We start from the raw sequence: 24979 nt of genomic DNA, 5'->3' as shown, positions 1-24979 counted from the left end.
CAGCTCAATCTCTCCGTAAATGTCAGCCCTCGCCAATTTTGCCAGCCCGATTTTGTCGAGCAGATGATCTCGATGCTCCAACGGACCGGCGCCAATCCACAAAAACTCACGCTTGAGCTTACGGAGAGCATCCTGGTACGAAATATGGATGAAACCATTGCAAAAATGATGGCACTGAAGGCCAAGGGTGTTGGTTTTTCCCTGGATGATTTCGGGGTCGGCTATTCCTCGCTCTACTATCTGAAACGCCTTCCCCTGGATTGGGTAAAAATCGATCAGTCATTTATAAGGGACGTGCTGATCGACCATAACGACGCAACAATCGTCCGCGCTATTCTGCTTCTTGCAAAAAGCATGGGGTTAGCGGTAATTGCCGAAGGGGTGGAGACCTTGGCACAAAAGGAACTTCTCGCTACGCATGGATGTAGCGCTTACCAGGGCTATCTGTTCAGTCCACCTCTGCCAGTAGACCGATTCGAGGATTTTGTGTGTGGAAGAGGCAGACTGGCTATATGAACAAGAGCCGTATGCGATAAGAAGTTCATTGCTTACCCCTAGTAGCCTGTCGGGCTTAAAGGAAATCGGCCTCGATTCTTCAAGTCCGACAGGCTGCTAGGCAACTGGCTCAACCCAACGAAGGTTCTCCGCGCCGCGGCGCACCCGCGGCTCCTGTCCAGGAGGCTTCGTCCGCACGAGGCGACGCGCCAAGATCAGCGCGCTGTTGCGCTGGACCGCTGATACGGCGCAGGTTATATGCCGTGTTGATCAGACCGATGTGGGAGAATGCCTGCGGGAAGTTTCCGAGTTGACGCTTGAGGCGGGGATGGTATTCCTCAGCAAGAAGCCCAAGGTCGTTGCGCAAAGACAAGAGGTGCTCGAACAGGGCTTCAGCATCGTCGAGACGGCCGATCATGGTATAGGCATCAGCGAGCCAGAAGCTGCACACAAGGAAGGTGCCTTCCTCGCCGGGGAGCCCGTCCTCTGTTTCATCGACGCGATAGCGTAGCACAAGTCCATCTTCCACGAGTTCGCGCTCGATAGCTTCTACCGTGCCGCGAAAGCGGGAGTCCTCCGGTGGCAGGAACCCGACTTCCGCCAACAGCAGGAGCGAAGCGTCAAGCGCAGTTCCGCCATAATGCTGAACGAAGGTGTTCCGGTCCCTGTCGTAGCCCTGCGCCAGAACCTCGCCATGGATCTCGTCCCGGAGCGCGCGCCATTTCTCGACCGGCCCGCTGAAGCCGAATTGCTCCACGGCCTTTATGGCCCGATCAAATGCGACCCAGGCCATCATCTTCGAATGGACGAAGTGCTTGCGCCCGCCGCGCACCTCCCAGATGCCCTCATCGGGCTCCCGCCACAGGCCTTCCAATCGGGAAAGCATGGTTTGCTGAAACCGCCAAGTCTCCTGGTCCGGACCAAGTTGGGACTTGCGGGCGATATGAAGCGCGTCCATCAGTTCGCCAAACACGTCGATCTGAATCTGATCGTAGGCGCCATTGCCTATGCGAACGGGCAGGCTATTCTCGTAGCCCGGCAGCCAGGGCAACTCTATTTCGGTCAAGCGGCGCTCGCCGCCGACGGCGTACATGATCTGCATCTGATCAGGGGCGCCTGCAGCGGCGCGCAGCAGCCATTCCCTGAACGCACCAGCCTCATCGAAGTAGCCGGTATTCATGAGCGCGTATAACGTGAGGGCCGCATCGCGAATCCAGCAGTAACGGTAATCCCAGTTGCGAATCCCGCCAATCTCCTCCGGCAGGGAGGTCGTGGGCGCCGCGACGATCCCGCCGCTTGGCTGGTAGGAGAGGGCTTTGAGCGTGACGAGTGAGCGCTCCACGGCATCTTTCCAGGCGGGGCTCTCGAACTCGGAGAGCCGGCAGATGTTGGCCCACTGTCGCCACCAGGCTACAGTTTGCTCGAGCCTCATCCCGGCGTCGCCGATGAAATGCGGCTCACGATGCAGCGGATGATAGGCGAGCGTGAAGGGGACGATATCACCCTCTTTTACGTCGAACTCCGCGACGGTGCGCATGTCCTCGCCGTGAAGGGGCACAGGCGTCACCAGCTCCACCGCGTCGGTTCCGGCCACGGCGTGAATGCCGTAATCACGGCGGCGCACCCAGGGAACGGTCTTGCCGTAGCCGAAGCGCAGGGCGAGTTCCATCCGCATCGTCACCCGGCCTGACACGCAGCGCACGAGGCGGATTATGTCGACTTTCTCGGGATCATCCGAAAGCGGCATGAAGTCTACGAGGACCGCAGAGCCGTCCTCCGTCTCGAAGGTGGTCTCGAGGATTGGCGCATGAGGCACATAGCACCGGCTGGACGAGTGGGCCTGGTCAGCGGGGGTTATACGCCAATAGCCGTGCTCGGGAGTTCCCAGCAGGGCGGCAAAGCAGGCGTCGGAATCGAACCGCGGGAGGCAAAGCCAGTCCATCGAGCCGTCCCGGGCGACTAGCGCTCCGCTCAGCATGTTGCCGATGAATCCGTAATCCTCGATTGGTTTGCTCATCCCCCACCTCGAAACGCCGGGAACGTGGACATTCCGCCATCGACGAACATCGTGGTTCCGTTCATGTAGTCCGACAGGTCGGACGCGAGCCAGAGTACGGCATGCGCGACGTCGGCAGGCTCCCCGATGCGGCCGTAGGGAATAAGGCTGAGAAGGTTCTCGGTTTCCTCCTCGGTCTCCCTGGCCGAGCGATTGATTCGCGTGGGGATGGCGCCCGGCGCCACTGCGTTGACACGAATCTTGTGGGGCGCGAACTCTTGCGCGAGCGACTGCATGAGCAGGTTTACGCCGCCCTTGGACGCGGCGTAGTTGATCTCGAACGCCCAGGGGATTACTTGGTGGACGGAGCTCATGCAGATGATCTTGCCAGTCGCGCGCGACACCTCGGGCTGTGGACCCCGCCGCAAGAACTCACGGATGGCCTCGCGCGAGCACAGGAACATGCCGGTGAGATTGACGTCAATCACCTTCTGCCACTGCGCGAGCGTCATGTCCTGGAATCTCGCGCCGTTCTGGATCCCGGCGTTGTTCACGAGAATGTGGAGGGTGCCGAAGCGCGCGACACTCTCGGCGAACATCGCCGCAACCTGGTCCTCGTCGCTTACATCCGCAGCATAGGCGAAGGCCTCGCCGCCGAAGCTTTCGATCTCCTCACATACCTTGGCAGCCGCCTCAGCGGACGTGGGAAGGTGGTTGACCACAACCTTCGCTCCCCCGCAGCCGAGCAAGATTGCGCAGGCCCGACCCAGGCCGGAAGACGCGCCGGTCACCACTGCGACCTGTCCGGCGATGCCGAAGGCTTCCTTGTTGGCGGCGATCGGTTTTGCGTTCATCGGATTCTTTCGCGTGATCCTCGACGGTTATCTGCCTGAACGGCGAGGTGAATCGCCATGAAGTGATTTGCTTTGAAGTCGGCTGCTATTTTGGCGGCTACCAGTTTATCCCCAGCAGTCGTAGGTCAACGTCCCTCCCGCCTCTCTACCGGGAATTTTTGGCAAAGGGTTTTTGCCGAGCAATCCAGGTGCTTGATTTCAATGCCCTGATTAGCTCAGGCGGCCATCCGCCGGCAACTCTCGGCGCATTCGCGGCAGACTTTGGCGCAGTCTTCCATGCCGCTTATCTGTTCGCAGCTCTTGGCACAGGCATCGCAGACCTCGGCGCAGACTCTGCATAGATGATTGCTAAAAGCCGAATTGCTCAGCATGAAATTAACCGAGGTTTGACAAATCTCCGCGCAATTCATCATCAGGCGGAAGTGATCGGGCGCGACATGCTTGCCGCCCGACTCCAGGCAGTGATTCATCGCCTCGTGCAGGCACGTTTGATAACATTGATTACATGCGTCGACGCAAGATTGCACGTTGGGGTCGGTAGTGTGACTCATAGCGTCTCCTCTAAGTGGGTCAAGTTAACAACTCTGGTCTTTAGTACTGGGAGAAGGAAACTACCATGCCCTTCCTGTTCAGGAAAGTCTGTACGGTGGCGTACATCTCCACATGTTATGCAGGCCGCACAATTATTCCTGCTCCGGCCGCCCTAAACAGCAGGCTTGCGAATTAAAAATATAAGGGGGCGCAACCTCGAATAGCATCAATGGTTTTCCATTTTTCGTGGGCGCGAAAAGGCCTCTTGCAAAGCACCTGCAAAATAATTTGATGCCGATGCGTCTACGAGCAGCGATACGTAGCGATGGCGCCCAGCATGATGGGCATCACCTTGGCCGTTCCGCGGCGGCAGCGTAAGAGCGGCCATGTTACGCCCGTGAACGATGAAACCATTCTATCGAGGCATCTTCAAACCATATACGGGAAAGGAGATCGTTATGCCTATCGCTGGCTGTAGTACGCCGCAAGTTTAACGTGGCATCGAGTTTTTGAGCATGCCGATCGAGTAGATGATCGCATAGTACACTTGGTCAGCCCGGCTAGCACCGCCGTCAGCCCCGAGGCAGCCCGCCAAGGTCGATGTTTTGGCTGTCGGCTAAGCCGTTTGCTACATGATAATGTGTGCTACAGAGACATACCTATCCGAGGCAACAAGGCTCCACTAGAGTGCTGCCTGGCATCTTTGTTTCTTCCTCAGGAGTCGGCCCAGTCTATGGCGGGTCTCTTCTTGCTCATCCTGAAATTTTATCTAAGAAAGGTATTTCGGTGCAAATATACGTGTAAAGGATTTATCTGAAGCCGCCATGGAGCTAGCCGTGTCAGATGTCCATTCTTGTATGTTAGGTCTGTAGATTACAAGGTTACCATCGTTTTGCAGCACCAAAAATGACCCATTTGCACCGCTTGTTCCGGAGGCCCATAAAGGTTGATCCCTGTAGCCGTAAAGAACAAAATTCCCGTCAGACTTCATGATTGCTCGAATGGCATCCTTTGTGCTGCTCGACCATAACCCATGGGGGTAGCCCTGGCGATAGAGGACGAGGTTGCCATCGGGCTGCAGTATCAGCTGATACTGTTCATTATCTGACGTTAGCTTGTCGTTGATATCGAGCCACTCATTTGGAAACAGGATATTTGGCATGACCCTTCACTCCTTAAAGTTTGGGTACACTTAACGATCTGCAAACTTTATCCGCCGTTGACCGTGGCCTTGAGTGGAGCGCCTGGCTTGAATGCCGGAACCCTTGATGCGGCAATTTTAAGTTCTTCACCTGTCCTGGGATTGCGGCCGGTGCGCGCTGCGCGCTCACGCATCTCGAAGGTTCCAAAGCCGATCAGGGAGACGGAATCACCCTTTTTCAGGGTATCCGCAATGATTTCGGTCAACGCCGTCACGGCGTGGTTGGCCTCGGTTTTCGTGGAGCCGGTTTTGGCGGCCATTGCATTAATGAGCTGGTTCCTGTTCATGGTCTTTTCTCTTTTAAGTCTTGAGATTGTGGCCCCGTACGTGCGGCACACTCACGCACTTTGTTGAAGAGTGCTGGTTTATTGGTCGTCCAACTCAAGCGTAAAGCGCAGGAGCGAAGGTGAGTCGCCTTCGCTGGGAGGAATTAAAGTCACTACGTTACTGCCGGGCCTTGGGTTATCCAGATGATGGCACATCCCGTTGACCGTTGCCCCCCTCTGAGTTTCCATGTTTTTGTAAGACACTACTCCCGAGACCTTGGAATGGGCTTGCAGTTCAAGATACTCATCTGAATGGATAGGACCTATCACAGTACCGTTGATAATCGCGTGCGAAACCTGGATCACACCTTGAACAAACCCTCCCTCACTCATTACCAGCGTGCTGGGCTTGTCGCCTAACGCAGTAACGTTTCCGATTACACGGCCATCTATTCGCAACCCTCCCTGAAAGTTGATATCGCCGTGGACTTCGGTATCTGCACCGACGAGTGCGGTTATCTGGTTTTGCGGTTCACTGAGCTTTTTTTTCCCGAACACTTTGTCTGCTCCTAACAAGACGTTTTCATAAGTCTCAGATTAATTTCCCTATATTGATACTATTTAAGAATTGACAGGATGCCAAGCTGTAAGATCTTACAGCTATCCAAGCTGACCATTTTAGTATTCGATACGCTGTTTTGAGCTCCCGTCCAAGCTACCCATATCCATAGAAATGCTTCAGGTTTTTCTAGGAGGGATCGCGGACATTTCCGAGCCGGATGCAGGTTTATGAGGATAAGTGTTTTTACCAGACTTTTTGCGGCCCTTCTGATGCTGCTTCTCTTCGCTATCGGAATAATGGTCTTTCAAACTCTGGATATCCGAAATGACATCGCCCTCAGTCAGGATCATCGCTACCGCTCCCTGCTCCTTGCGGGTGAACTGTTCCAGACATCCGAAGACCTCACGCGTATGGCCCGAGCATACGTAATTACAGGCAAGCCAGTTTACAAGCGTCATTTTTTTGACATCATCGACATTAGGGAAGGAATCAAGCGGCGTCCACCAAGCTATCCCAACACATATTGGCACCTTGTAGACGGGGAAAAAGATCCTGCCATTAAACTGAATGCTCCGGTTTCCTTGTTCGAGCTGATGCGCAAGGAAAATTTAGACGAACAGGAGACTGCCCTGATACGGGAAGCTAAAATAAGTTCCGATAAACTGGCCGAACTGGAAAAGCAGGCAATGGGCGCTGTCGACGGGAGATACGAAGCTGGCAGGGGAAGCTCCGTCATCCATGGTTTACGTGAACGGGAATCCGCTATCGACCTATTGTTCGGGAAGTCCTACAGCGCCGAGAAAGCCAAGATCATGACGCCGATCCAGAAATTTGCAGACTTGATTGACATACGAACGCAGGCAAAGGTAAATGCGGGACAAGCTCGCCTCGACCGCCATATTTTAATAATAATGACGCTTATCATTACCGCGCTGCTTGCAATCGCGGCTTCCATCTTCCATACACGCCGAGCAATATTGCGCCCACTGGCTCTGCTTCGCAATCAGGCAATAAATATTAGACAAGCCAACTACGCGACTCGCTGCCATATTGATACACATAATGAATTGGCTGAACTCGGCGTAGCATTCAATTCCATGGCCTCGGCGATCGAGCAGGATATCGCTACTCGCAAGGCAGTCGAAGAATCCATGCGGCAAGCTAACACGATATTTGAGAATAGCAGCGAGGCGATGATGGTAACGGATACTGAAAATGTCATCGTCAGCGTAAATCCTGCTTTTACCAAGGTGACAGGCTACATGCCTGGTGAAGTCCTGGGAAAGAACTCCTCCATACTCAATGCCGATCTCCAAAGAGAGCCTTTCTTGTTAGCAGTGAGAACTTCGCTTGAGACCACCGGCCGTTGGGAAGGCCAAATGACAGGCCGGCGCAAAAACAAGGAATTTTATATTGAATGGCGCAGGACAAACGCCATCCATAACCCTGATGGCTCGGTAAAGGGATGGGTAACCTTGTTCTCGGACATCACACTACAGAAGAAATCGGAAGAATTAGTCTGGCGGCAGACCAATTTCGATTCCCTGACCAGCCTGCCCAATCGCCATATGTTCCATAACAGACTCGAGCAGGAAATCAAGAAAGCAAACCGTAACGGAGCATCGATTGCCTTGATTTTTCTTGATCTCGATAATTTCAAAGAAGTCAACGACGCCTACGGGCATAACAGCGGCGATCTTCTGCTCAAGGAGGCTGCATGGCGCCTGAGCAGCAGCGTGCGCGGGATCGATACCGTGGCGCGCCTGGGCGGAGACGAATTCAGTGTGATTCTGGGACCATTAAAAAACCTCATCAGTATCAACCGTGTCGTTCGGGATATCCTGCGCAAGATGGCTGAGCCGTTCAAGGTGGGGGATGAAGTTGCCTATGTATCCGCCAGTATTGGCGTAACGTTTTACCCACAGGATGCAATTGAGATGGAAGCCTTGGTAAGGAATGCTGATCAGGCGATGTATGCTGCCAAGAACAGGGGCCGGAACTGCTTTAGCTACTTTACGCATACGCTGCACGAAGCAGCGCAAATTCGCATGCGGCTTGCCGGCGACTTACGCGGCGCTCTCGCCGGCGACCAACTGCAATTGCACTATCAACCTATTGTGGAACTCTCGACTGGGCAAATTCATAAGGCGGAAGCATTGCTGCGCTGGCATCATCCAAAACTTGGTTTGGTAAATCCCTCGGATTTCATTTCCATCGCAGAAGAAACCAGAATGATTGTCGATATCGGCGATTGGGTATTTCGGACCGCTGTACAGCAAACCAGGGTTTGGCGTGCATTGCACGCTGCTCAGTTCCAGATCAGCATTAACACTTCTCCAGTGCAGTTTCGCAAAGATGCCGATTTACGCAAGTCATGGCTCGGCTTTTTACAGGAGATGGAATTGCCTGGACAAAGTGTCGTTATCGAGATTACTGAAGGTTTGCTGATGGATGCCAGCCCCCACGTTACATCCACACTCTGCAGCTTGCGGGACGCAGGTATTCAGGTTTCAATGGATGATTTCGGAACTGGTTATTCCTCCCTGGGTTATCTCAAGAAATTCGACATCGACTACCTCAAGATAGACCAGACCTTCGTGCAGAATCTGGGCCCGGATTCCGATGATTTGGCGCTGTGTGAAGCCATTATTGTGATGGCGCACAAGTTGGGGATAAAAGTGATTGCTGAAGGGATAGAGACGGCGGAACAACACGATCTTCTTGCTCTCGCAGGCTGCGATTACGGGCAGGGCAACCTGTTTTCTAAAGCAGTGCCCGCAGACAGATTCGAGAAACTGATGACTGAACGCCCAAAGTGGCCAACCTACCCATGTGGGCTGCAACTTCGCATTCCTGATGTTAATGAATATTAGTAACAACCTGCTGCCTGCTTGTCAACTCACTATCACGCCAGTCGAAAAACGCTATGGCAAACGAAGGAATTGATAAGTCTGACGTACAAGTTTCAGTTCTCTGGCTTGAGGAGCTTGAGCGTTCTCATCACGTTCTTAAAAGCGTTATTGCATCGCTACCCGCTGATGCTCGAAGAGAATTCATCGAGTTTCTTCAGATCCTTGCTGAAGGTGTTGGATCTCAAGAATTAGGCGATTCTGCTCGAGGCAGGGCGCATCAGATCGTAGCCGGACTTTGCAAACAAGATCAGGCTGACAACGAGTGGCTGCCAGATAAATCTGAAAGACGGGCGGGCGACCGGCGAATTCAGGACAGGCGACAGGAAGCCGGTAATTCTCATAAGCCATGGGCAGCGGAGCAGATCCAAACGTTGCAGATCCTCGCCGAGCAGAAAGTTCCGGTGCTGAGGATAGCGCGAAAGTTAGGTAGAACTTCGACCGCGATCAAATCTAAAGCTAAGGAGATTAATCTTCCCTTAAGCGAACCAAGTAGAAAGTAGGGCTGCTTTGAACAAGCGGATATATGTACTATGCTCGCTCCAGCTCGCCCTTTTGCCCAACCTGGACACTAGGCTGATCTAAAAAAGCACGCCCAACCAGCCTCTACAGTGCTTATCCCTGCGTGGCTGGACAACGCCCATGATACGCGGGATGCAGCCGCCATCAAGAGTTGTATTGAGAGTTCGATTGCTTCGTCTATTCGTTTTCATGATTAGGAGGAAGCGCTTCAGGTTGTGCTGGTGGGTGCTCGCTAACTTGGCGAGCCCCAGGGTGCTGATGTCAAATGTATTGCCTGGATGTACCCCGACGGGTAGAGGGGACGCTGAAGCCATGGCCATAACACGAAAGATGCACGCCCACACCGAAGGCGGTCATCGAAATCGAGGCAAGGGTCTATCCGCGGATCAGGCTTCGGCTGCTTCCCCAGCAGTCGCAAGCCCTGCAACAGATTCCGGGGATAGGCCACGTTTTCCGGAAACCTCCATGTCCAGGATCCGGGACTCTTCACGAATCTTCGAACAGGAAGAAAAACAGGGGATTTTTGAGGTTCTCATTCCCCGGTCACCTTAACCGAGAATAGCAGTTTGATTTCAGTGTCTTCCTCATCGCCTCGAAAGTTTTCCGGATAGACCTCCACCATCGGTCCCTCACCTGGCGAAAATCCTGATTCCGGCAACCACGAGCGATGCGCATTGTCACAAGTCTCGAATAAGGTAGAGACGGGGCCTGTATGTACGAACTCAACATAGTCGCCCGAAGGAATGGTAACCAACTCCAGGCCTTCCGGAAGATTTCTCGTATCTGCCACTTGAATACAAGCAGAGTATTTGATACACCCTGACTTATCGGACCTAGTCACGACGCCCATCGCCGGGCCGCAGATACTCTTTATCTCTGGCATTCTTGAGTTGAGTTTTGCCCAAAGCGCTGGTATCCGATCTTTATCCTTCGGTATATCAAGATCGTTGCTTAACCCGGCACAGGTCAGCGAATTCATGTTTAGCAGTCTTGGTTTCATGGCAATGCCTCCTCCTTCAATCGCTTTCGATAACGGATAACTTATCGGGGAAGATTACATGACAAAGCCGCTCCCATCCACGTGTTACGCAAGGAGGCGCGAGATTCACGGATTTCATTCATACCTCAGCGCCTCTACTGGTTTCAGCGCAGCAGCCTTTCTCGCCGGATAAAAACCAAAAAATATGCCTACCCCCGAGGCGAAGGCGAAGGCCAGTACCACGGTGCCGAACGTTATCACTACCACCATACCTACTGCCTCGCTTACGGCCCAGGCGCCGCCGATGCCAATGGCTATCCCTGCCAGGCCGCCCAGAATGCAGATGACCAGCGCCTCCAGCAAAAATTGCATGAGAATGGCGCGGCGATTGGCGCCGATGGCCATGCGGATGCCAATCTCACGCGTGCGCTCGGTTACCGATACCAGCATGATGTTCATGATGCCTATGCCGCCCACCAGGAGCGATACCGAGGCAATTGCGCCCAGCATGATGGACATTACCTTGGCCGCTCCGGTGGCAACGGCCGTGAGAGCGGCCATGTTACGCACGGTGAAATCGTTTTCCATACCTTCAGCGACGCGGTGGCGCTGGCGTAGCAGTTGGTTCATCTCGGCCTCGGCCTCCTCCATCATCTCTGCCGACTCCGCCTGCGCCATCAGGAAACGTATGGTGCCGGGAAACTGATTGCCGAAAATTTGGCGCTGCCCCGTGGTAATGGGGATAAATACCGCGTCATCCTGGTCGCGCCCATCCAGACTTTGTCCCTTGACGGCCAGCACGCCGGCAATCAGAAACGGGCTGTTCTTGATGCGTACCATTTTTCCCGTCGGGTCTTCATCGCCGAACAGATTTTTCGCGGTCAATTGCCCCAGCATGGCGATACGCGTGGCGGAACGTACATCCGCTTCGGTAAATAATGCACCGCTTTCCGCCGCCCACTCGCGCACCTCGAAATAGTCGGGCGTGACGCCGGTAACTACCGTGCTCCAGTTATTCGCGCCGTAATTCAGCTGCGCCGTACCGGTGATGAGCGGCGCGGTGGCCTTGACCGAAGGCAGGCTGGCGATAGCCTGCGCATCGGACATTGTCAGCGTTTGCACAGCACCGCTGCCGGACCGCAGCGCACCAGAAGATGTTGCACCGGGCACGACGATGAGCAGATTGCTGCCCATCGAGCTTATTGCCTGATTCACCATAGTCTGCGCACCTTGGCCGATAGCGAGCATTAACACAACCGCGGCTACGCCGATGATCATTCCAAGCATGGTCAGGCCGGTACGCAGGCGGTTGAGCCGCAATGCCCGAAGTGCTTCGCCAATGATGGCCAACAGGCTCATGCAGGCACCTCCGCATCATGCACCACCCGCCCGTCCTGCAAACGGATCAGCCGCCTGGTACAAGCGGCAATATCGTCCTCATGAGTGACAAGTACGATGGTAATGCCGTGCTCGCGGTTGAGCTGCTGAAATATTTCCATGATCTCGCGACTCGTCTGGGTATCGAGATTGCCGGTGGGTTCATCCGCAAGTATGAGCTGCGGATTGTTGACCAGCGCACGACTGATGGCGACGCGCTGCTGTTGTCCGCCGGAAAGCTGGTTTGGCTGATACGCCGCAAATTTCCCAAGGCCGGTCTGATGCAATAGCGCCTGCGCGCGCTTCCGGCTATCCGAGCGGTTCACTCCGGCGTACAGTAACGGTGTCGCGACATTATCCAGCGCGGTCATCCGTTTCAACAGATTGAATCCCTGAAATACAAAACCGATATTGCGGTTACGCACGCGTGCAAGTTCGTCATCCGAAAGCGACGCGATATCGTTCCCGTCGAGCCAATAGTGACCGCTGGTCGGGGTATCGAGACAGCCGAGTATATTCATCAGTGTAGACTTGCCCGAGCCGGAATGCCCCATGATCGCGACAAACTCTCCTCGATGAATAGAAAGGCTCACATCGAACAGTACCTGGCTGTTGACAGTTCCGTTCCCATTACCATTCCCATTACCGGCGGCACCGCTATCCAGGCTATAAATCTTGCAGAGGCTCTCCACTTTGATCAGGGGTTCGCCGGAGGCGGTATTCTGGAGGGGTGTCATCAAAACATTTTGAATTTGAGTTTACTGCTGGATTTTTCCTTGTCGGTAACTTCCCTGGTTATCACCGTATCGCCTTCCTTGATCTCGCCTTCCACGATTTCCGTGAAATTACTATCGGCAGTGCCGGTCTTGACATTGACAGCGACGGGCTTGCCTTCGTCTTCCAGTCGCAACCGGTAAAGCACATGCTTGCCGGGCTGACCCATGATTGCCCCGGCAGAATCCGGATCGGCTTCGGCAGGCCTGTAGCGCAGCGCCGCGTTTGGCGCTCGCAGCACGTCTTTTTTCTGGTTCACGGTAAAGCGGACATTTGCGGTCATGCCGGGCAGCAATACCCCGTCATCATTGGATACAGCCACAATCACATTATATGACACCACGTTTTGCTGAATGGTGGGGTTGAGGCGTACCTGTTTCACGGTACCCGTGAACTCGCGCTCCTGGAAAGCGTCCACCGTGAAATTTACCTCCTGGCCGAGATGCAGTTGGCCAATGTCCGCCTCCGCCACACTGGTGTCGATTTGCATCTCGCGCAGATCTTTGGCGATTTGAAACAGGGTGGGCGTCTGGAAGCTCGCCGCTACAGTCTGGCCGATATCCACGTTGCGTGCGATCACCACGCCGGAAATGGGCGAGCGGATCACGCTATAGTTGAGATTGGTGCGGTCGCGCGCGAGCTGCGCCTCGCTAACAGCAAGCTGGGCGCGGGCCGCTTCGAGTTGCTGCTCCACGGTATCTAGCGCATCGGGAGAGATAAAGCCCTGTTCTACAAGAGCGCGGTTACGCGTCATTTTGTTTTTCGCCAGCCTCAGCGCAGTTCGGGCATTTACCACGTTCGCATCCGCCTGGCGCAACTGCGCCTGGAACAACGAAGGGTCGAGTTCAACCAGTATTTGCCCGGCCTCGACCCGATCATTGAAATCCACATGCAGCTTGTAGGCAGTGCCGGATACTTGGGTACCGACATTGACCAGTACCACAGGGTTAAGCGTACCGTTCGCGGAAATGACTTGCACAATATCGCCTCGGTCAACCGCTTGCGTCTTGTATCGGTCCTGAGGGGATTCAGGATTTGTTGCCCAATACCACCAACCCGCCGCGGCAGCCAATAGCAGGGCAACGATGAGGGTAAGCAGTCGGGTGCGTGGACTAAGGGCCATAGATAACTGAAGTAACCGAGGTGACCGAAAAACGAAAAATAGTTATGCCAGATGAAAACAAAAAGGCAGAATGTTACCTGAGTATGAGACGTTCAGGAACTCCGGATAGGCTCCGATTTTTCCGGCCGATACGGCGCGGCGGTGGCTGATCATTGCTTTTGGAGAATGGAAAGCTGTGCAGTCGCACGAGACCGGGACGGTAGCGGCACGAATGGCAGATACACGACCCGACAGGCAGATTGTCATCCGCAAGCCCCAGCGCTTACCGAAGCTTATTTTGCATCGGTCTGGTTGGCAGCCAGCTCGCGCAACTCCTTGAGACGCGCTTCAACGCTGGACAGCTGGTAGAAATCACCATCGCCGCTTTTTAACGCAATCTGCAACTGCTCGATGGCGGCAGGGAATTCTCCCTGCCTGGTATAGACTTCGGCCTGGGCGCGGTGCTGCGCCAGAACGTTTCCAAGCGCTTGGTGCGTTTGCGCCTGTAATTTGTAGAGGCGCACATCGTTCGGGCTGTATCGCAATTGCTGATTTATGAATTCCAGCGCACTCTCCGCCCGGCCAGTTTCTCGTAGCGCGGCAGTGTAGTCATAGATCAGTGCTTTGTTTAGTGGAAATATTTGCAGTGCTGACTGATAAATGGTCAGCGCGTCCTTGGTTTGCCCGGCAGCGAGCTTGACGCGAGCCGCAAGCGTTTCGATCATGGGATGGGAGGGCGCTGCCTCACTTTCAATCTCGATGGATGCGCCGAGACTGTGGTTCTCCAGCGTTTCATCCGTGGGAACAGGCTGCAAACTGTCATAGAGACGCCCCAATTCCTTATCAGCGCGAGCGTAATCCCGGCTGCGCAACAGGGCATTGACGAGTCCGTAGCGCTCCACAGTCTCATTGGTATAGCGTCCCTCCCGCAAAACCGATTCGAAAAAATTGATGGCGTCTGCGGGCTTCTCGATGGTGGCGCGCAGCTTGGCTTGCACCAGCTGAAAATCGAGACTGTCGGGAACCTGCCGGTACGGCATGTCCTGGATGCGATTTTCGATGTCCGCGATGCGCTCATAAGTAACCGGGTGAGTGCGCAGATACGAAGGGGCGCCGTTCTCATGGAATCGCGATGCTCGTTGCATGTGCTCGAAAAATCCCGACATCCCGTGCGGGTCGAGGCCGGCGCTAACCAGTATACTCAGGCCAATGCGATCAGCCTCTTTTTCATGATCGCGGGTAAAGTCCAGTTGCGATTGAATCTGGCGCGCCTGGGAAGCCACCAGAACCGCCTGCCCCGCCTGGGGATTGGAACGCGACGCCAGAACTGCCAGTGCTACCGCCGCAAGAGAGGTGAGCATGCTGTATTTTTGCCCGGAAATCATGCGGGCGAGATGTTTCTGGGTAACGTGCGCGATTTCATGCGCCATTACCCCAGCCAACTCCGATTCGGTTTCCGCCGCGAGAATAAGGCCGCTGTTGAAGCCCATGAAGCCGCCGGGCAGGGCAAACGCGTTAAGCACCGGATCCTGCAGCGCAAAAAACTCGAACTCCTGGTCGGGATGCGCCTCATTCGAACGGCGAATCAGCCTGCTGCCGAGTTTGGTGAGATATCCCGCTATTTCGGCATCATCCAGATAGCTGCGATCGGCGCGAATCTCCGACATGATTTTCAGGCCGAGCTCTCTCTCCTGTTGTGGCGAAATGGTCGCCTGGGACACATCGCCGAGTTCCGGCAACTCGTTAGCAAAAACATCCGGCGCAAACAATTCAAGATAGCCGCGGTCGGCGCGAATCTTGGATAGGATTTCCATGCCGAGTTCTCGTTCCGGCTTTGGCAGAATGATCGCCCGACGTATATCACTGGCCTTTGAAAACCTCTCTGCGGAAGCATTCGGCGCAAGCAATATTGGCAACATAGCCGCTACATAGCGCATTTTCATGTCCGATATGATAACTCTTTCCGGGCTAAGTTCATTCCCCCTAACTCATCGACGCAATATCCTTAATACGCTCCTTCGGTTACTTTTTATTGAGGCAATTCGGTTTTGCAAATGCCCTTGTATTTTCAAAAATCCTTGCTAAGTTTTAAGTTCTCAGATGAGCACGCCGAACCAATGCACTCCTTACCTACCTCTCTTTGGAGGATCAAGCCATGCCGTGGGAAGTCGTCACCGAAAATTCGGAAATTCTTGCAATTCACGCATCCCTGCTTCCAACCAACCAGATCCTGATGTTCGGCGGAAGCGAACATAATGCTGCCCAGAATGAAAGTGGCAATCCGGCTGACCTCGACAACTCCCGTCTTTTCAATCTCACAGGCGACCCGCTGATTGAGACGATTACTTCGCCTGATACCGATGTCTTCTGCAGTGGTCATGCTTATCTCGCTGATGGCCGCCTCCTCGTTGGAGGTGGCACCAAAGAGTGGGGCGGGGAACACGAGGGGCACGGCCACGATTTGAATTTTCTGGGCGAGCACGCCTGCTGGATCTATCATCCGCGCGCCCGAACCTGGGACCGTGTTCATGACTTCAACTTCGAACCGGGTGAACCCGACGGTGGTGGCCGCTGGTATCCAACCCTCGTCACGCTCGCGAACGGCGAGGTCTTGTCCGTCGCTGGACATCCATTCAGAACCGACAGCCGCCACAACAATGATACTCCAGAACGCTACTCTCCCGGCGGCGATACCTGGTCGCTACTAACCGCTGAGCGTCTTGATGTAGGGATTCGCAGCCGTTATTACCCCAGGTTTCACCTGCTTCCAGATGGAAACGTTTTCTTTGTCAGCCCAGTAAACGACGCATGCCGTATCTATAATCCGTTCACTGGGTTAACCGTTGGTGCAACCATTCCAGCAGCGGGAGGTGGCCGCTATAACAATAGCTGGGACTTCCCCTCGGTTCTCTTGCCGTTGCTGCCGACGGATGGATACAGACCACGCGTGATGATCTGTGGAGATACGGAGGCAAAGAAGATTGATCTATCACAAGTGAATCCGACCTGGCAGGATACTGCCGCCCGCACTGGCGCAGCCGCCGGTAGACAACGCCGTTTTGCCTGCTCGGTCATTCTTCCGAATGGCGAAATATTTGTTTCTGGCGGCATCAATGGCGGCTCATCCGATACGGACGCAGTCAAAGAAGGCGAGATCTACAACCCTGGTATAGATTGGAACACCGGTCAGTTCACAGCTCCGGATAGCTGGACAACGGTAGATGCGGCAGAGGCAGTCCGTAACTATCATTCTACCGCTTTGCTCTTACCTGATGGACGGGTCTGGGTAGCGGGATCAAGCAAAAATGCGGATCAAGGGGACCCCTCTATCGTCGGCGAATTGCGTATCGAAGTTTTCAAGCCGGATTATGATGCCAACCCTAGCCGGCCCCAATTGTCGGATGTTCCGGCAAGCACAGGTTACGGCCAAACGTTCGACGTTACGATCTCCACGACTGCCGAGATTCGCCGCGTGGCAATCACCCGCTGCGGCTCAGTTACACACGCATTTGATGGCGATCAGCGGTATGTAGGACTTACCTTCACTTTGCTTGAAGATAATCGCCTGCGCGTCATCTCGCCCCCTAACAGCCGCATCGCGCCTCCAGGCTATTACCTACTCTGGATCGTTGATGCGAATGGGTTGCCTTGCCAGCAGGCCAGCTTTATTCGTATCTGTTCGCAGCGGCTGATTTTGATCACTGACCGAAGCACCTTCTCCACGCATGAGGTTCAGGCGCTCGGCACCCCCGCCACCTTTACCAACGCTCTCTATGTGATCCTTGAAGGTTTCCTTCCTAGCGAGGTCGGAAGCCCGCCAGTAACACCTGCGATCAGCTTTAACAGACCAGATGGTTCAGAGGTTCCCGGCATGAGCGCTCAGTTGAACAGCATTGACTACGAGGATGACACCATTCCGCCAGACATCGCGCAGCGGATTACCTTCGTCTTTAACATACGCTTCACCAGCCAGCAGGCATTCGACGAAATACCAGCTGCCGATCCAGCACAGAACATCACGCTCACGGTGCGGCATGGCGGCAATGCCGAGCAAGCGACACTAGTGCTCAGCAAGAATCCCAACCCCTATATGCGTGATGGGCAGGTTCACTGGCTCAGCACCGATCTCAGGGTTTTCACGATGCGGCCCGGGCTGACCCGAGCCGGGATCACACATGCTTCGGGTGACGGTGCTTCAATCAATTTCATTCAGGCGTTGATGACAAAATTCAACGAGACCCCCACCGACGAAGACCATCCATTCTTCGATATTTCGCAAGATATTGAGGAGAGCCAGCTCGAACTGGCCAGTCAAGTAAGCAGTGAGCCGATTTTCAATTTTGCCGTGGCCAAAGTCAGATATCGCGCACCGGCGACGATTAATGCCGACGATGTTAAGGTATTTTTCCGTCTTTTCACTACGGCAGCTACGGGGCTGGTATACGATGCCGCGACGTATCCGCGCGAGGGCAATGGCGCGAGTGCGGCGCCGTTGCTGGGCCTTGCGGGAGGCGAAATCGTATCTATTCCGTTCTTCGCCGAGACACGGCAGGCTGACATGCGAACCCAGGCCGATGCGACCAATAATATAGACCTGGAAGGTAACGACGCAATTGAAGTAACAGCCTATTTCGGTTGCTGGCTCGACTTTAATCAGCCGACCTCGCGATTCCCGCTGAACCCTCCGCATAACGGCAGTGGCGGCCCGTTTGAAGGAACACTTCTCAGCATCCAGCAGCTTGTGCGCAATCATCACTGCTGTCTGGCTGCGGAGATTCATTACCCGCTTGATCCAATACCCAATGGCGCCACGCCAGGTTCGCATGACAATCTGTCGCAACGCAACCTGATTATTGTTGATTCGGATAACCCCGGTTCAGCGACGACTCATACAGTGCAATCCACTTTCGAAATAAAGCCCTCGATTGTTCCCATTGTAGTGCCACAGGCGTTTGGATTTTTTCAAGATCCCCCCAAACGGAAACCCCGACCGCCTGCGGCACTGCCTGAGGATATTGTGCGTGGTCCCATAATTTCTACAGTAATGATCGAAGGCGGCGGGAACGATCTGCAACCTCAATCTCCAGAACATCTTGCGGCTGCTACGACGGTTCAACCTGCTGTGGCGGCAGGCACCAAACGGCGAATTGAGAATGACGAATTGATGATCCGCTGGCGTGACCTGCCGCGCGACAGCAGGGTAAGGGTCTATATTCCCAACATTGATCTCAAGCAGGTAGTCGCCGCCGCCGCGTTTCGCAACGGCCCCCCGGTACTCACCGCTCGCGAAGACAATTCACTGATTTGCAAAGTTGGGGATGTCACTTACATTCCAATTCCGGGCCCTCGCGCACTCAATATTCCCGGGCTGCTTTCGATCGAACTGCCCCAGACTGTGGCTAGAGGGCGAAAATTCACCATAACGGCTCATCAGGTGAGCGGATATCCGCGCCGAATAATTGGTAGTTTTCAAATTACGATCCCCGTTAAGACGGCGACTGAAATTCTTCCCAGGGAAATTCGCAAGCTTTCAGTCCTTCGGCATATTGGCGAATCGATACCAGCAACGAACCGCTGGCGCCCTGTCTGGACGCGTTATCTTGAAGAGATCGCTGATCGTGTCAAAGGGCTCGGCGGAAACCCGGATGACGTGCGGCCGTCGCCAACCGGCGAGGGAAAGCCGGTTTGCCCTGTTTGCCCTGATTCTCTTGATGAATGCGTTGTAACAGGAAAGGTCGTAAGGGTCTTGTACGACGGTGTCGGCCATTTCGATGGGTTCGTGCTCGAGGCCCGCGATGGGGAGCACGCTTTTTGCGCATGCGATAAAGGACTTGAAGAGGTTATTTATAAAGCATGCTGCGACGCTGTGATTCTGGCAGTCTGGTGTAAATTCGTGCACGGACGGGAAACACGTATCCAACGCGTGGAGCTGCTCTGTTGTTAAACGTACAGTTATCGTACCGGTATACCAAAAGCGCCGAGTTCGATGCGCATGAGAGTCATCAACATTGAGGGGAAATAATGGTGGCATAGGTACTTTTTTACACCAACATCGAGGAAATATACCAATCGATACCCGCTCATTTCAAAGTGTTGCGAGGCACACTGCACTGTCTGCGTTGAGACCGGATTATTCGCGCATTACTTGGCGGAGAGATTCGAGCATTCCAAATACTCACTAGCTAAGAGGAGCTTCCATATGAAACCGGAACCAGAATGCCAGGAATACGAAGGGCATTCAATTGAGCTTCGCGAGCGGAAAGGCAAGCTCGAACTGCTCATCGACAATGTGCCAATTCGCTACGGCCAGATGCATAACGGAATGTATTTCCTGCACGAGTATGCTTTCGACCATACGCACGATCTTATGGAACTCGCTCGCAGATTCGTTGATTATCGACGCAAGGTCGACATGATTCGGCGCGAACAGTCCCTGAAGGGAGGAAAGTGATATGAGCTGCCGGAAAAATTATCGCGATCTTACTGATGTTGAACTCGACCGCTTCGTTCAGGCGCTGCATCATCTGAAATCCACCGGGCTCGTTGACCAATTCGCTGATGAGCATGCAGCATTCTTCCACATGGGCATTCATGGAAGCTCGCACTTCCTGCCGTGGCACCGTGACTTCCTGCGCCGTTTCGAGGATGCACTCCGAACGTATCATTCCGATATTAGCATCCCATACTGGAACTCGACAGTGGATACTAGCCCATCCGATCCGCTCTGGGACAATGCTTTTCTAGGGCAGTTCGATGCAGCCTGGGGACTCGGGCGCGCACTCGGCGCGGCGATACTGCCGACGCCGGAGCAAGTACAGACCACCCTCGCGCTCGGCACCTACGACGTTTTCTGGGAGAACTTGGAGTCCACTATTCACAACTCGCCCCATAACTGGGTCAGCGGTGTAATGGCAAGTCTCGCCTCGCCAGGCGATCCGGTCTTCTATCTGCATCACTGCTGGATCGACCTGCTGTGGGCGCAGTGGCAGCTACTCAATCCAGGCGCGGAGTTTGTATCGAGCGGCGCGGGTTTCGGCCTCAATGATCCCATGACATCGGTGAGCACTACCCCCGCAGACGTCCTCGATCATCGTGCTATCAACCTTTATGATTACCCTCCGGGCTTCGAGGAAGACTTGCCGGAGGTTACCCTAGATACGCCGGTCATTAACTTTATAGAGGTGCCTGAAGGCGAGACGCGCCTAGGCGCAGCCGTGTTCAGCGTGAACGCCTGCGAGCCGGTGCACTTTACCGTGGTAAGCGGGCCAACCGTCACCTCCGGTCCAGCCGCTACGATGTTTGGTGTGCTGGCTTCGCCGATAACCGCCGATCCAGACATCGACACGAAGGGGCGCCTCTGGTTTACTTATCAAGGCACAAGCGATGGGGATATGGCAACAGGCACCGTCACTATTCGCTGTGATGAAACCGGTGGGGAGTTCGTGGTTGCTCTCACCACCAACACAATCAGGCGGCCAACTGCAGCGATCGTCATGGTACTGGACCAGTCGAACAGCATGAACTTCGACTCTGGCATCGGACCAGGGATAGAGCGCGAGGACGTGCTCAAATTCTCGGCACCTACCGCCGTTGTCGTCCTTGAGGACGAACACGCAATGGCGGTGTGCAGCTTCGACCAGGATGCGCATCCTGGCATCGGCATCACCCCGGCGGCAGGTGCAGGAAAGTTCACCATCAATGCCGCCATTGCCAGTTATTCACCCAATCCCAATGGGTGGACCTCGATCGGCGAAGGTGTGGCATTTGCGCATGGCATCCTTGATCCAGTTCCAGTCACAGATTACGATGTAAAGGCGATGGTAGTGCTCACAGACGGCCAAGAGAATCACGGGCCGCACGCGCGCCGCTATATCGCGGATGTCGCCGATCTGATCAGCTCGCTCAATGGACACGTCTTTGCCATCGGGCTCGGGCGTGCTGAGATATTAAATGCTACCGCGCTTCAGGCTCTTTGCGAGGGTAACAATGGCTACATGTCGATGACGGGCGACTTGACGCCGGATGCCACCTATCGTCTTGCCAAGTACTACCAACAGATCTTTGCCGGAGTAACGAATAACGATATCGTGCTTGATCCGGAAGGATTTATCCAACCCGGACGAGAGCATCGTATCCCCTTCTGGCTCAATGAGGCGGATATCACGATGAAGGCCATCCTGCTATCCCCAGCGCCTCGTCTCATCCGCTACATATTGGAAGCACCTGATGGAAGCATAATCGACCCTGGGGTTGCTGCAGCCCATCCCATGGCTTCATTTGAAATGGGAAGTCAAGTTTCGCTGTACCGCATTGGTTTGCCTATACCGCTTGAGTCAAGCAACGCCCATGCTGGGCGCTGGTACGCCAGATTTAAAATAGATGATGTAATTTTGAAGAGATACCTCGAATCGATCAAGAATTCGACAGAGGCTGCAACAGTTCAGGCGCATGGCATTCGCTATAACTTTAGTGTATATGCCTACTCGAATCTACGCATGAGAGCGAGGCTCGCGCAAACAAGTAATGAGCCAGGAGCAACCATAACGGTAAGGGCGGTGCTGACTGAATATGGCATGCCAGTTTCCTCGCGCGCAATCTGCCGCGCCGAACTAACGCGACCTGACAACACTGAAGCAACGCTCGCGATGGCGGAGGTCGAGCCGGGTATTTTCGAAGCGGTGACACTTGCCTCCCTTTCTGGTATTTACCGCTTCCGTATTGTTGCCGAGGGACGGACTCTTCGTGGCCGCTCCTTCTCGCGAGAGCAAACGCTGACAGGTGCCGTATGGAAAGGGGGTGACAATCCGCCCCCGACATCAAGGGACGATCCGAATGCGCGCGACGATCGCCTCTGCCGCCTTATCAACTGCTTGCTTAACCAAAAAAGTATCAACGAGTCGTTACGGAAGGCAAGCATTGACATGGAGGAGTTACGGCGGTGTTTTAAGGAGTACTGCAGAAAGCCCTCGCCAAGCCAGCCGTCACATATTGCGCAGATCAAGCTCGAGGATCGACTTCGCTCAATCATCCCTGATGAGCAAGTATTTCAGGCAGTGATGCACGAGTTAGAGCGGCAAGATGGAATAATTTAGTCATCCTTTTCCTTGAGACACGGTTAGCGCTGCCGGATATAGATTTGATCACTCGAAAGGAGGCATAAGATGAACATCATGAACATGCCAGGATTTAAAGCAGACATGATAAATGTTACTTGTTCTGTATATTGACGCCTGACTTCAAGGTGACCTTCGAGCAAGAGCAATTACGGACGAGATGGACTAGACGGCTGCCTCATCCGTCTCTCCAGTACGTATTCTCACCACCTGCTCGATGCCGGTGACGAAAATCTTGCCGTCACCAATCTTGCCGGTACGCGCAGTGTTGATAATTGTCTCGATGACGCTGTCCACCAGTTTTTCAACCACGACTATTTCCACCTTTATTTTCGGCAGAAAATCCACTACGTATTCGGCGCCCCGATAGAGCTCGGTATGGCCTTTTTGCCTGCCAAACCCTTTCACTTCGGTAACGGTCAATCCGGTTATGCCGATTTCATTCAGGGCTTCGCACACTTCGTCGAGCTTGAAGGGTTTGATGATAGCCTCGATTTTTTTCATGAAACTCCTTTAATTGGTTCTATTTTATAAATTTTTGGGACGCTTTTCCATGGACGAATACGAGAGACATTGAGAACCTGGCCGCAACTCATGGTCCATTTGCAGCTGCTAAAACTCGTCTCGATATTTTGCCGTAACAGGATAGCGCCAATCCTTGCCAAAGCCCCGGTGGGTAATACGAATGCCTATTGGGGACTGGCGCCGCTTGTGTTCGCTCTGGCGGATGAGTTGCACCACGCGGCGCGCATCGGCCTCTGAGCAGTCCGTGCTCATGATTTCCCGCAGCGACAGGTCATGCTCCACATAAGCTTCGGCGATCATGTCGAGCACGTCGTAAGGCGGCAGGCTGTCCTGGTCGGTCTGGTCTGGACGCAGCTCGGCCGACGGAGCGCGGCTGATAACTCGCTCGGGAATAACGTTTCCTAACGTGTTGCGGTAGTGGCAGAGCCGGTACACCAGGGTTTTTTTAATGTCCTTCAGCACCGCGAAGCCGCCCGCCATGTCCCCATAGAGAGTGCAGTAGCCTACCGCCATTTCGGACTTGTTGCCCGTTGTGAGCACGATGGAGCCGTACTGGTTCGACAGCGCCATCAGCAGGTTGCCGCGTATGCGTGCCTGCACGTTTTCTTCCGTGAGATCAGGACTGTTGTGATGGGGAGCCCCCGAGAACTCATCCGCCAGCGTTTGCCGGTATTGGCCAAAGATCGTGTCGATCGGAAGCTCGCTGTAACGCACACCCAGCGTCTGGGCCATCGTCCGCGCATCCGACAAGCTTATATCGGCGGTGAATTGTGAGGGCATCATTACTGCCCTCACTTTATCCGCACCCAGCGCGTCTACCGCGATCACCATCGTCAGCGCCGAGTCCACTCCGCCTGACAGGCCAAGCAACACGCCCGGGATCCCATTTTTCCCGACATAGTCCCTGACGCCAAGACATAACGCCTTATAGACGCTTGCTTCCAGAGGTCCCGAAGACGCCATTTCCCCCCTTACGGGCGCGCCATCCTGCAATTCGATCAGGCCGAGAGTTTCCTCGAATTCCTTGAATTGATGGGTCAGTTCGCCTTCGCGATTCATTGCAAAGGACGCACCATCGTGTACCAATTCATCCTGTGCGCCCGTTAGATTGGCGTAAATGATGGAAAGCCCCGTTTCGACGATACGCTGACGTACGGTCTCATAGCGCAACGCTTGTTTGCGCATGTGGTAAGGAGAGGCATTCAGCACTACGATTACGTTGGCTCCCGCTTCCCTCGCACAAGCCGCTGCGTCTTTTTTCCAGATATCGGCGCAAATATTGACGGCAAACTTTATTCCTTCCAGGTCGAATATACACGGATCGGTGCCGGGCACGAAATAACGCCGTTCGTCGAATACAGAATCGTTGGCAAGCTCATTCTTGAAATATGTCGCGATAATCTTGCCGTCGCTTATCACCGAGGCGGCATTGTAGAGTTTATCTTCGACAAGATAAGGATGGCCCACGAGCAGGGTCAGTCCGCTTATCTCCGCAGCCAGTTGCGCAAGCGTGTTGCTGCAGGCACGGCGGAATCCATCGCGCAGTAACAGGTCTTCCGGCGGATAGCCCGACAAAGCCATTTCTGGAGTAATTATGAGCTTCGCCCCGGCTTTTTTTGCCCGGTTGGCATAATCGAGAATCTTGCGGGAGTTGCCCCCAAGGTCGCCGACTGTACAGTTGATTTGAGCAATGGCGAGCTTCATTGTCAGAGGCCGGACTGGATTCCGCTTTCGCGGTGTTGAAATTGGCCAAATAATACCAGAACGAGCTAC

General features: G+C 54.3%; 20 protein-coding genes. 7 read left to right on the top strand and 13 right to left on the bottom strand.

Going from position 1 to position 24979, the window contains the following annotated elements; genetic code table 11:
• Nucleotides 1–516, top strand: a 516-nt coding sequence (locus tag BMX66_RS10915; protein WP_143058230.1) for an EAL domain-containing protein, incomplete at its 5' end; no start/stop codon positions are given.
• Nucleotides 517–625: 109 nt separating this feature from the next.
• Here the strand turns inward: BMX66_RS10915 and BMX66_RS10910 are convergent.
• From BMX66_RS10910 to BMX66_RS10900, 3 genes are all read right to left on the bottom strand, one after another.
• On the bottom strand, nt 626–2512 hold the full coding sequence (locus tag BMX66_RS10910; protein WP_090882053.1) for a glycoside hydrolase family 15 protein: 1887 nt from the start codon (nt 2510–2512) through the stop codon (nt 626–628).
• Nucleotides 2509–3345, bottom strand: coding sequence for a glucose 1-dehydrogenase (locus BMX66_RS10905; protein WP_090882051.1), 837 nt, complete (start codon nt 3343–3345; stop codon nt 2509–2511). The genes BMX66_RS10910 and BMX66_RS10905 overlap by 4 nt, the downstream gene beginning before the upstream one ends.
• A gap of 215 nt (nt 3346–3560) precedes the next feature.
• Nucleotides 3561–3896 (bottom strand): four-helix bundle copper-binding protein, encoded by a 336-nt coding sequence (locus tag BMX66_RS10900; protein ID WP_090882049.1) that lies wholly within the window; start codon nt 3894–3896, stop codon nt 3561–3563.
• Nucleotides 3897–4213: 317 nt separating this feature from the next.
• Here BMX66_RS10900 and BMX66_RS15695 point away from each other — a divergent pair, with 317 nt between their 5' ends.
• Complete coding sequence (locus BMX66_RS15695) at nt 4214–4354, top strand: hypothetical protein (RefSeq protein ID WP_158593405.1); 141 nt, start codon at nt 4214–4216, stop codon at nt 4352–4354.
• Nucleotides 4355–4645: 291 nt separating this feature from the next.
• Here the strand turns inward: BMX66_RS15695 and BMX66_RS10895 are convergent, their stop codons facing one another.
• Genes BMX66_RS10895 through BMX66_RS10885 form a run of 3 tightly spaced genes read right to left on the bottom strand, consistent with a single transcriptional unit; the run spans nt 4646 to nt 5901 of the window.
• Complete coding sequence (locus tag BMX66_RS10895) at nt 4646–5038, bottom strand: hypothetical protein (protein WP_090882047.1); 393 nt, start codon at nt 5036–5038, stop codon at nt 4646–4648.
• Nucleotides 5039–5085: 47 nt separating this feature from the next.
• On the bottom strand, nt 5086–5391 hold the full coding sequence (locus BMX66_RS10890; protein ID WP_255398920.1) for an HU family DNA-binding protein: 306 nt from the start codon (nt 5389–5391) through the stop codon (nt 5086–5088).
• Nucleotides 5392–5442: 51 nt separating this feature from the next.
• Complete coding sequence (locus tag BMX66_RS10885) at nt 5443–5901, bottom strand: bactofilin family protein (RefSeq protein ID WP_090882101.1); 459 nt, start codon at nt 5899–5901, stop codon at nt 5443–5445.
• Nucleotides 5902–6132: 231 nt separating this feature from the next.
• On the opposite strand from BMX66_RS10885, the gene BMX66_RS10880 reads away from it, so the two are divergent.
• Nucleotides 6133–8778 (top strand): putative bifunctional diguanylate cyclase/phosphodiesterase, encoded by a 2646-nt coding sequence (locus BMX66_RS10880; RefSeq protein ID WP_090882043.1) that lies wholly within the window; start codon nt 6133–6135, stop codon nt 8776–8778.
• Nucleotides 8779–8831: 53 nt separating this feature from the next.
• Nucleotides 8832–9317, top strand: a complete 486-nt coding sequence (locus tag BMX66_RS10875; protein WP_090882041.1) for a hypothetical protein — start codon at nt 8832–8834, stop codon at nt 9315–9317.
• Nucleotides 9318–9868: 551 nt separating this feature from the next.
• Here the strand turns inward: BMX66_RS10875 and BMX66_RS10870 are convergent.
• The 5 genes from BMX66_RS10870 to BMX66_RS10850 form a co-directional block, all read right to left on the bottom strand.
• The gene (locus BMX66_RS10870; RefSeq protein WP_090882039.1) at nt 9869–10336 is read right to left on the bottom strand and encodes a GyrI-like domain-containing protein; all 468 of its coding nucleotides are present in this window, start codon (nt 10334–10336) and stop codon (nt 9869–9871) included.
• A 114-nt stretch (nt 10337–10450) separates the two neighbouring features.
• Nucleotides 10451–11674: an ABC transporter permease gene (locus tag BMX66_RS10865; protein WP_090882037.1), complete on the bottom strand. Its 1224-nt coding sequence runs from the start codon at nt 11672–11674 to the stop codon at nt 10451–10453.
• Nucleotides 11671–12429, bottom strand: coding sequence for an ABC transporter ATP-binding protein (locus tag BMX66_RS10860; RefSeq protein WP_090882035.1), 759 nt, complete (start codon nt 12427–12429; stop codon nt 11671–11673). Before BMX66_RS10860 ends, BMX66_RS10865 begins: the two co-directional genes overlap by 4 nt.
• On the bottom strand, nt 12429–13589 hold the full coding sequence (locus BMX66_RS10855) for an efflux RND transporter periplasmic adaptor subunit (protein ID WP_090882033.1): 1161 nt from the start codon (nt 13587–13589) through the stop codon (nt 12429–12431). The genes BMX66_RS10860 and BMX66_RS10855 overlap by 1 nt, the downstream gene beginning before the upstream one ends.
• Before the next feature lie 272 nt (nt 13590–13861).
• Nucleotides 13862–15511, bottom strand: a complete 1650-nt coding sequence (locus BMX66_RS10850) for a M48 family metalloprotease (RefSeq protein ID WP_255398915.1) — start codon at nt 15509–15511, stop codon at nt 13862–13864.
• Nucleotides 15512–15723: 212 nt separating this feature from the next.
• Between BMX66_RS10850 and BMX66_RS10845 the strand changes: the two genes are divergently transcribed.
• From BMX66_RS10845 to BMX66_RS10835, 3 genes are all read left to right on the top strand, one after another.
• Complete coding sequence (locus BMX66_RS10845; protein ID WP_090882031.1) at nt 15724–19512, top strand: glyoxal oxidase; 3789 nt, start codon at nt 15724–15726, stop codon at nt 19510–19512.
• A 255-nt stretch (nt 19513–19767) separates the two neighbouring features.
• Nucleotides 19768–20019: a hypothetical protein gene (locus tag BMX66_RS10840; protein ID WP_090882028.1), complete on the top strand. Its 252-nt coding sequence runs from the start codon at nt 19768–19770 to the stop codon at nt 20017–20019.
• Nucleotide 20020: 1 nt separating this feature from the next.
• Nucleotides 20021–22660, top strand: coding sequence for a tyrosinase family protein (locus tag BMX66_RS10835; protein ID WP_090882026.1), 2640 nt, complete (start codon nt 20021–20023; stop codon nt 22658–22660).
• Between the two features lie 186 nt (nt 22661–22846).
• Here BMX66_RS10835 and BMX66_RS10830 read toward each other — a convergent pair whose 3' ends face one another.
• Nucleotides 22847–23185 carry a P-II family nitrogen regulator gene (locus BMX66_RS10830; protein WP_090882025.1) on the bottom strand — a complete coding sequence of 113 codons (339 nt, stop codon included), beginning with the start codon at nt 23183–23185 and terminating at the stop codon, nt 22847–22849.
• 108 nt (nt 23186–23293) lie between these two features.
• Nucleotides 23294–24910: an NAD+ synthase gene (locus tag BMX66_RS10825; protein ID WP_090882097.1), complete on the bottom strand. Its 1617-nt coding sequence runs from the start codon at nt 24908–24910 to the stop codon at nt 23294–23296.
• Nucleotides 24911–24979 lie beyond the last annotated feature (69 nt).

This window comes from Nitrosovibrio sp. Nv6 (genome assembly GCF_900110495.1).
Lineage (GTDB): Bacteria > Pseudomonadota > Gammaproteobacteria > Burkholderiales > Nitrosomonadaceae > Nitrosospira.
This window is presented reverse-complemented; position numbering and strand designations above follow the sequence as displayed.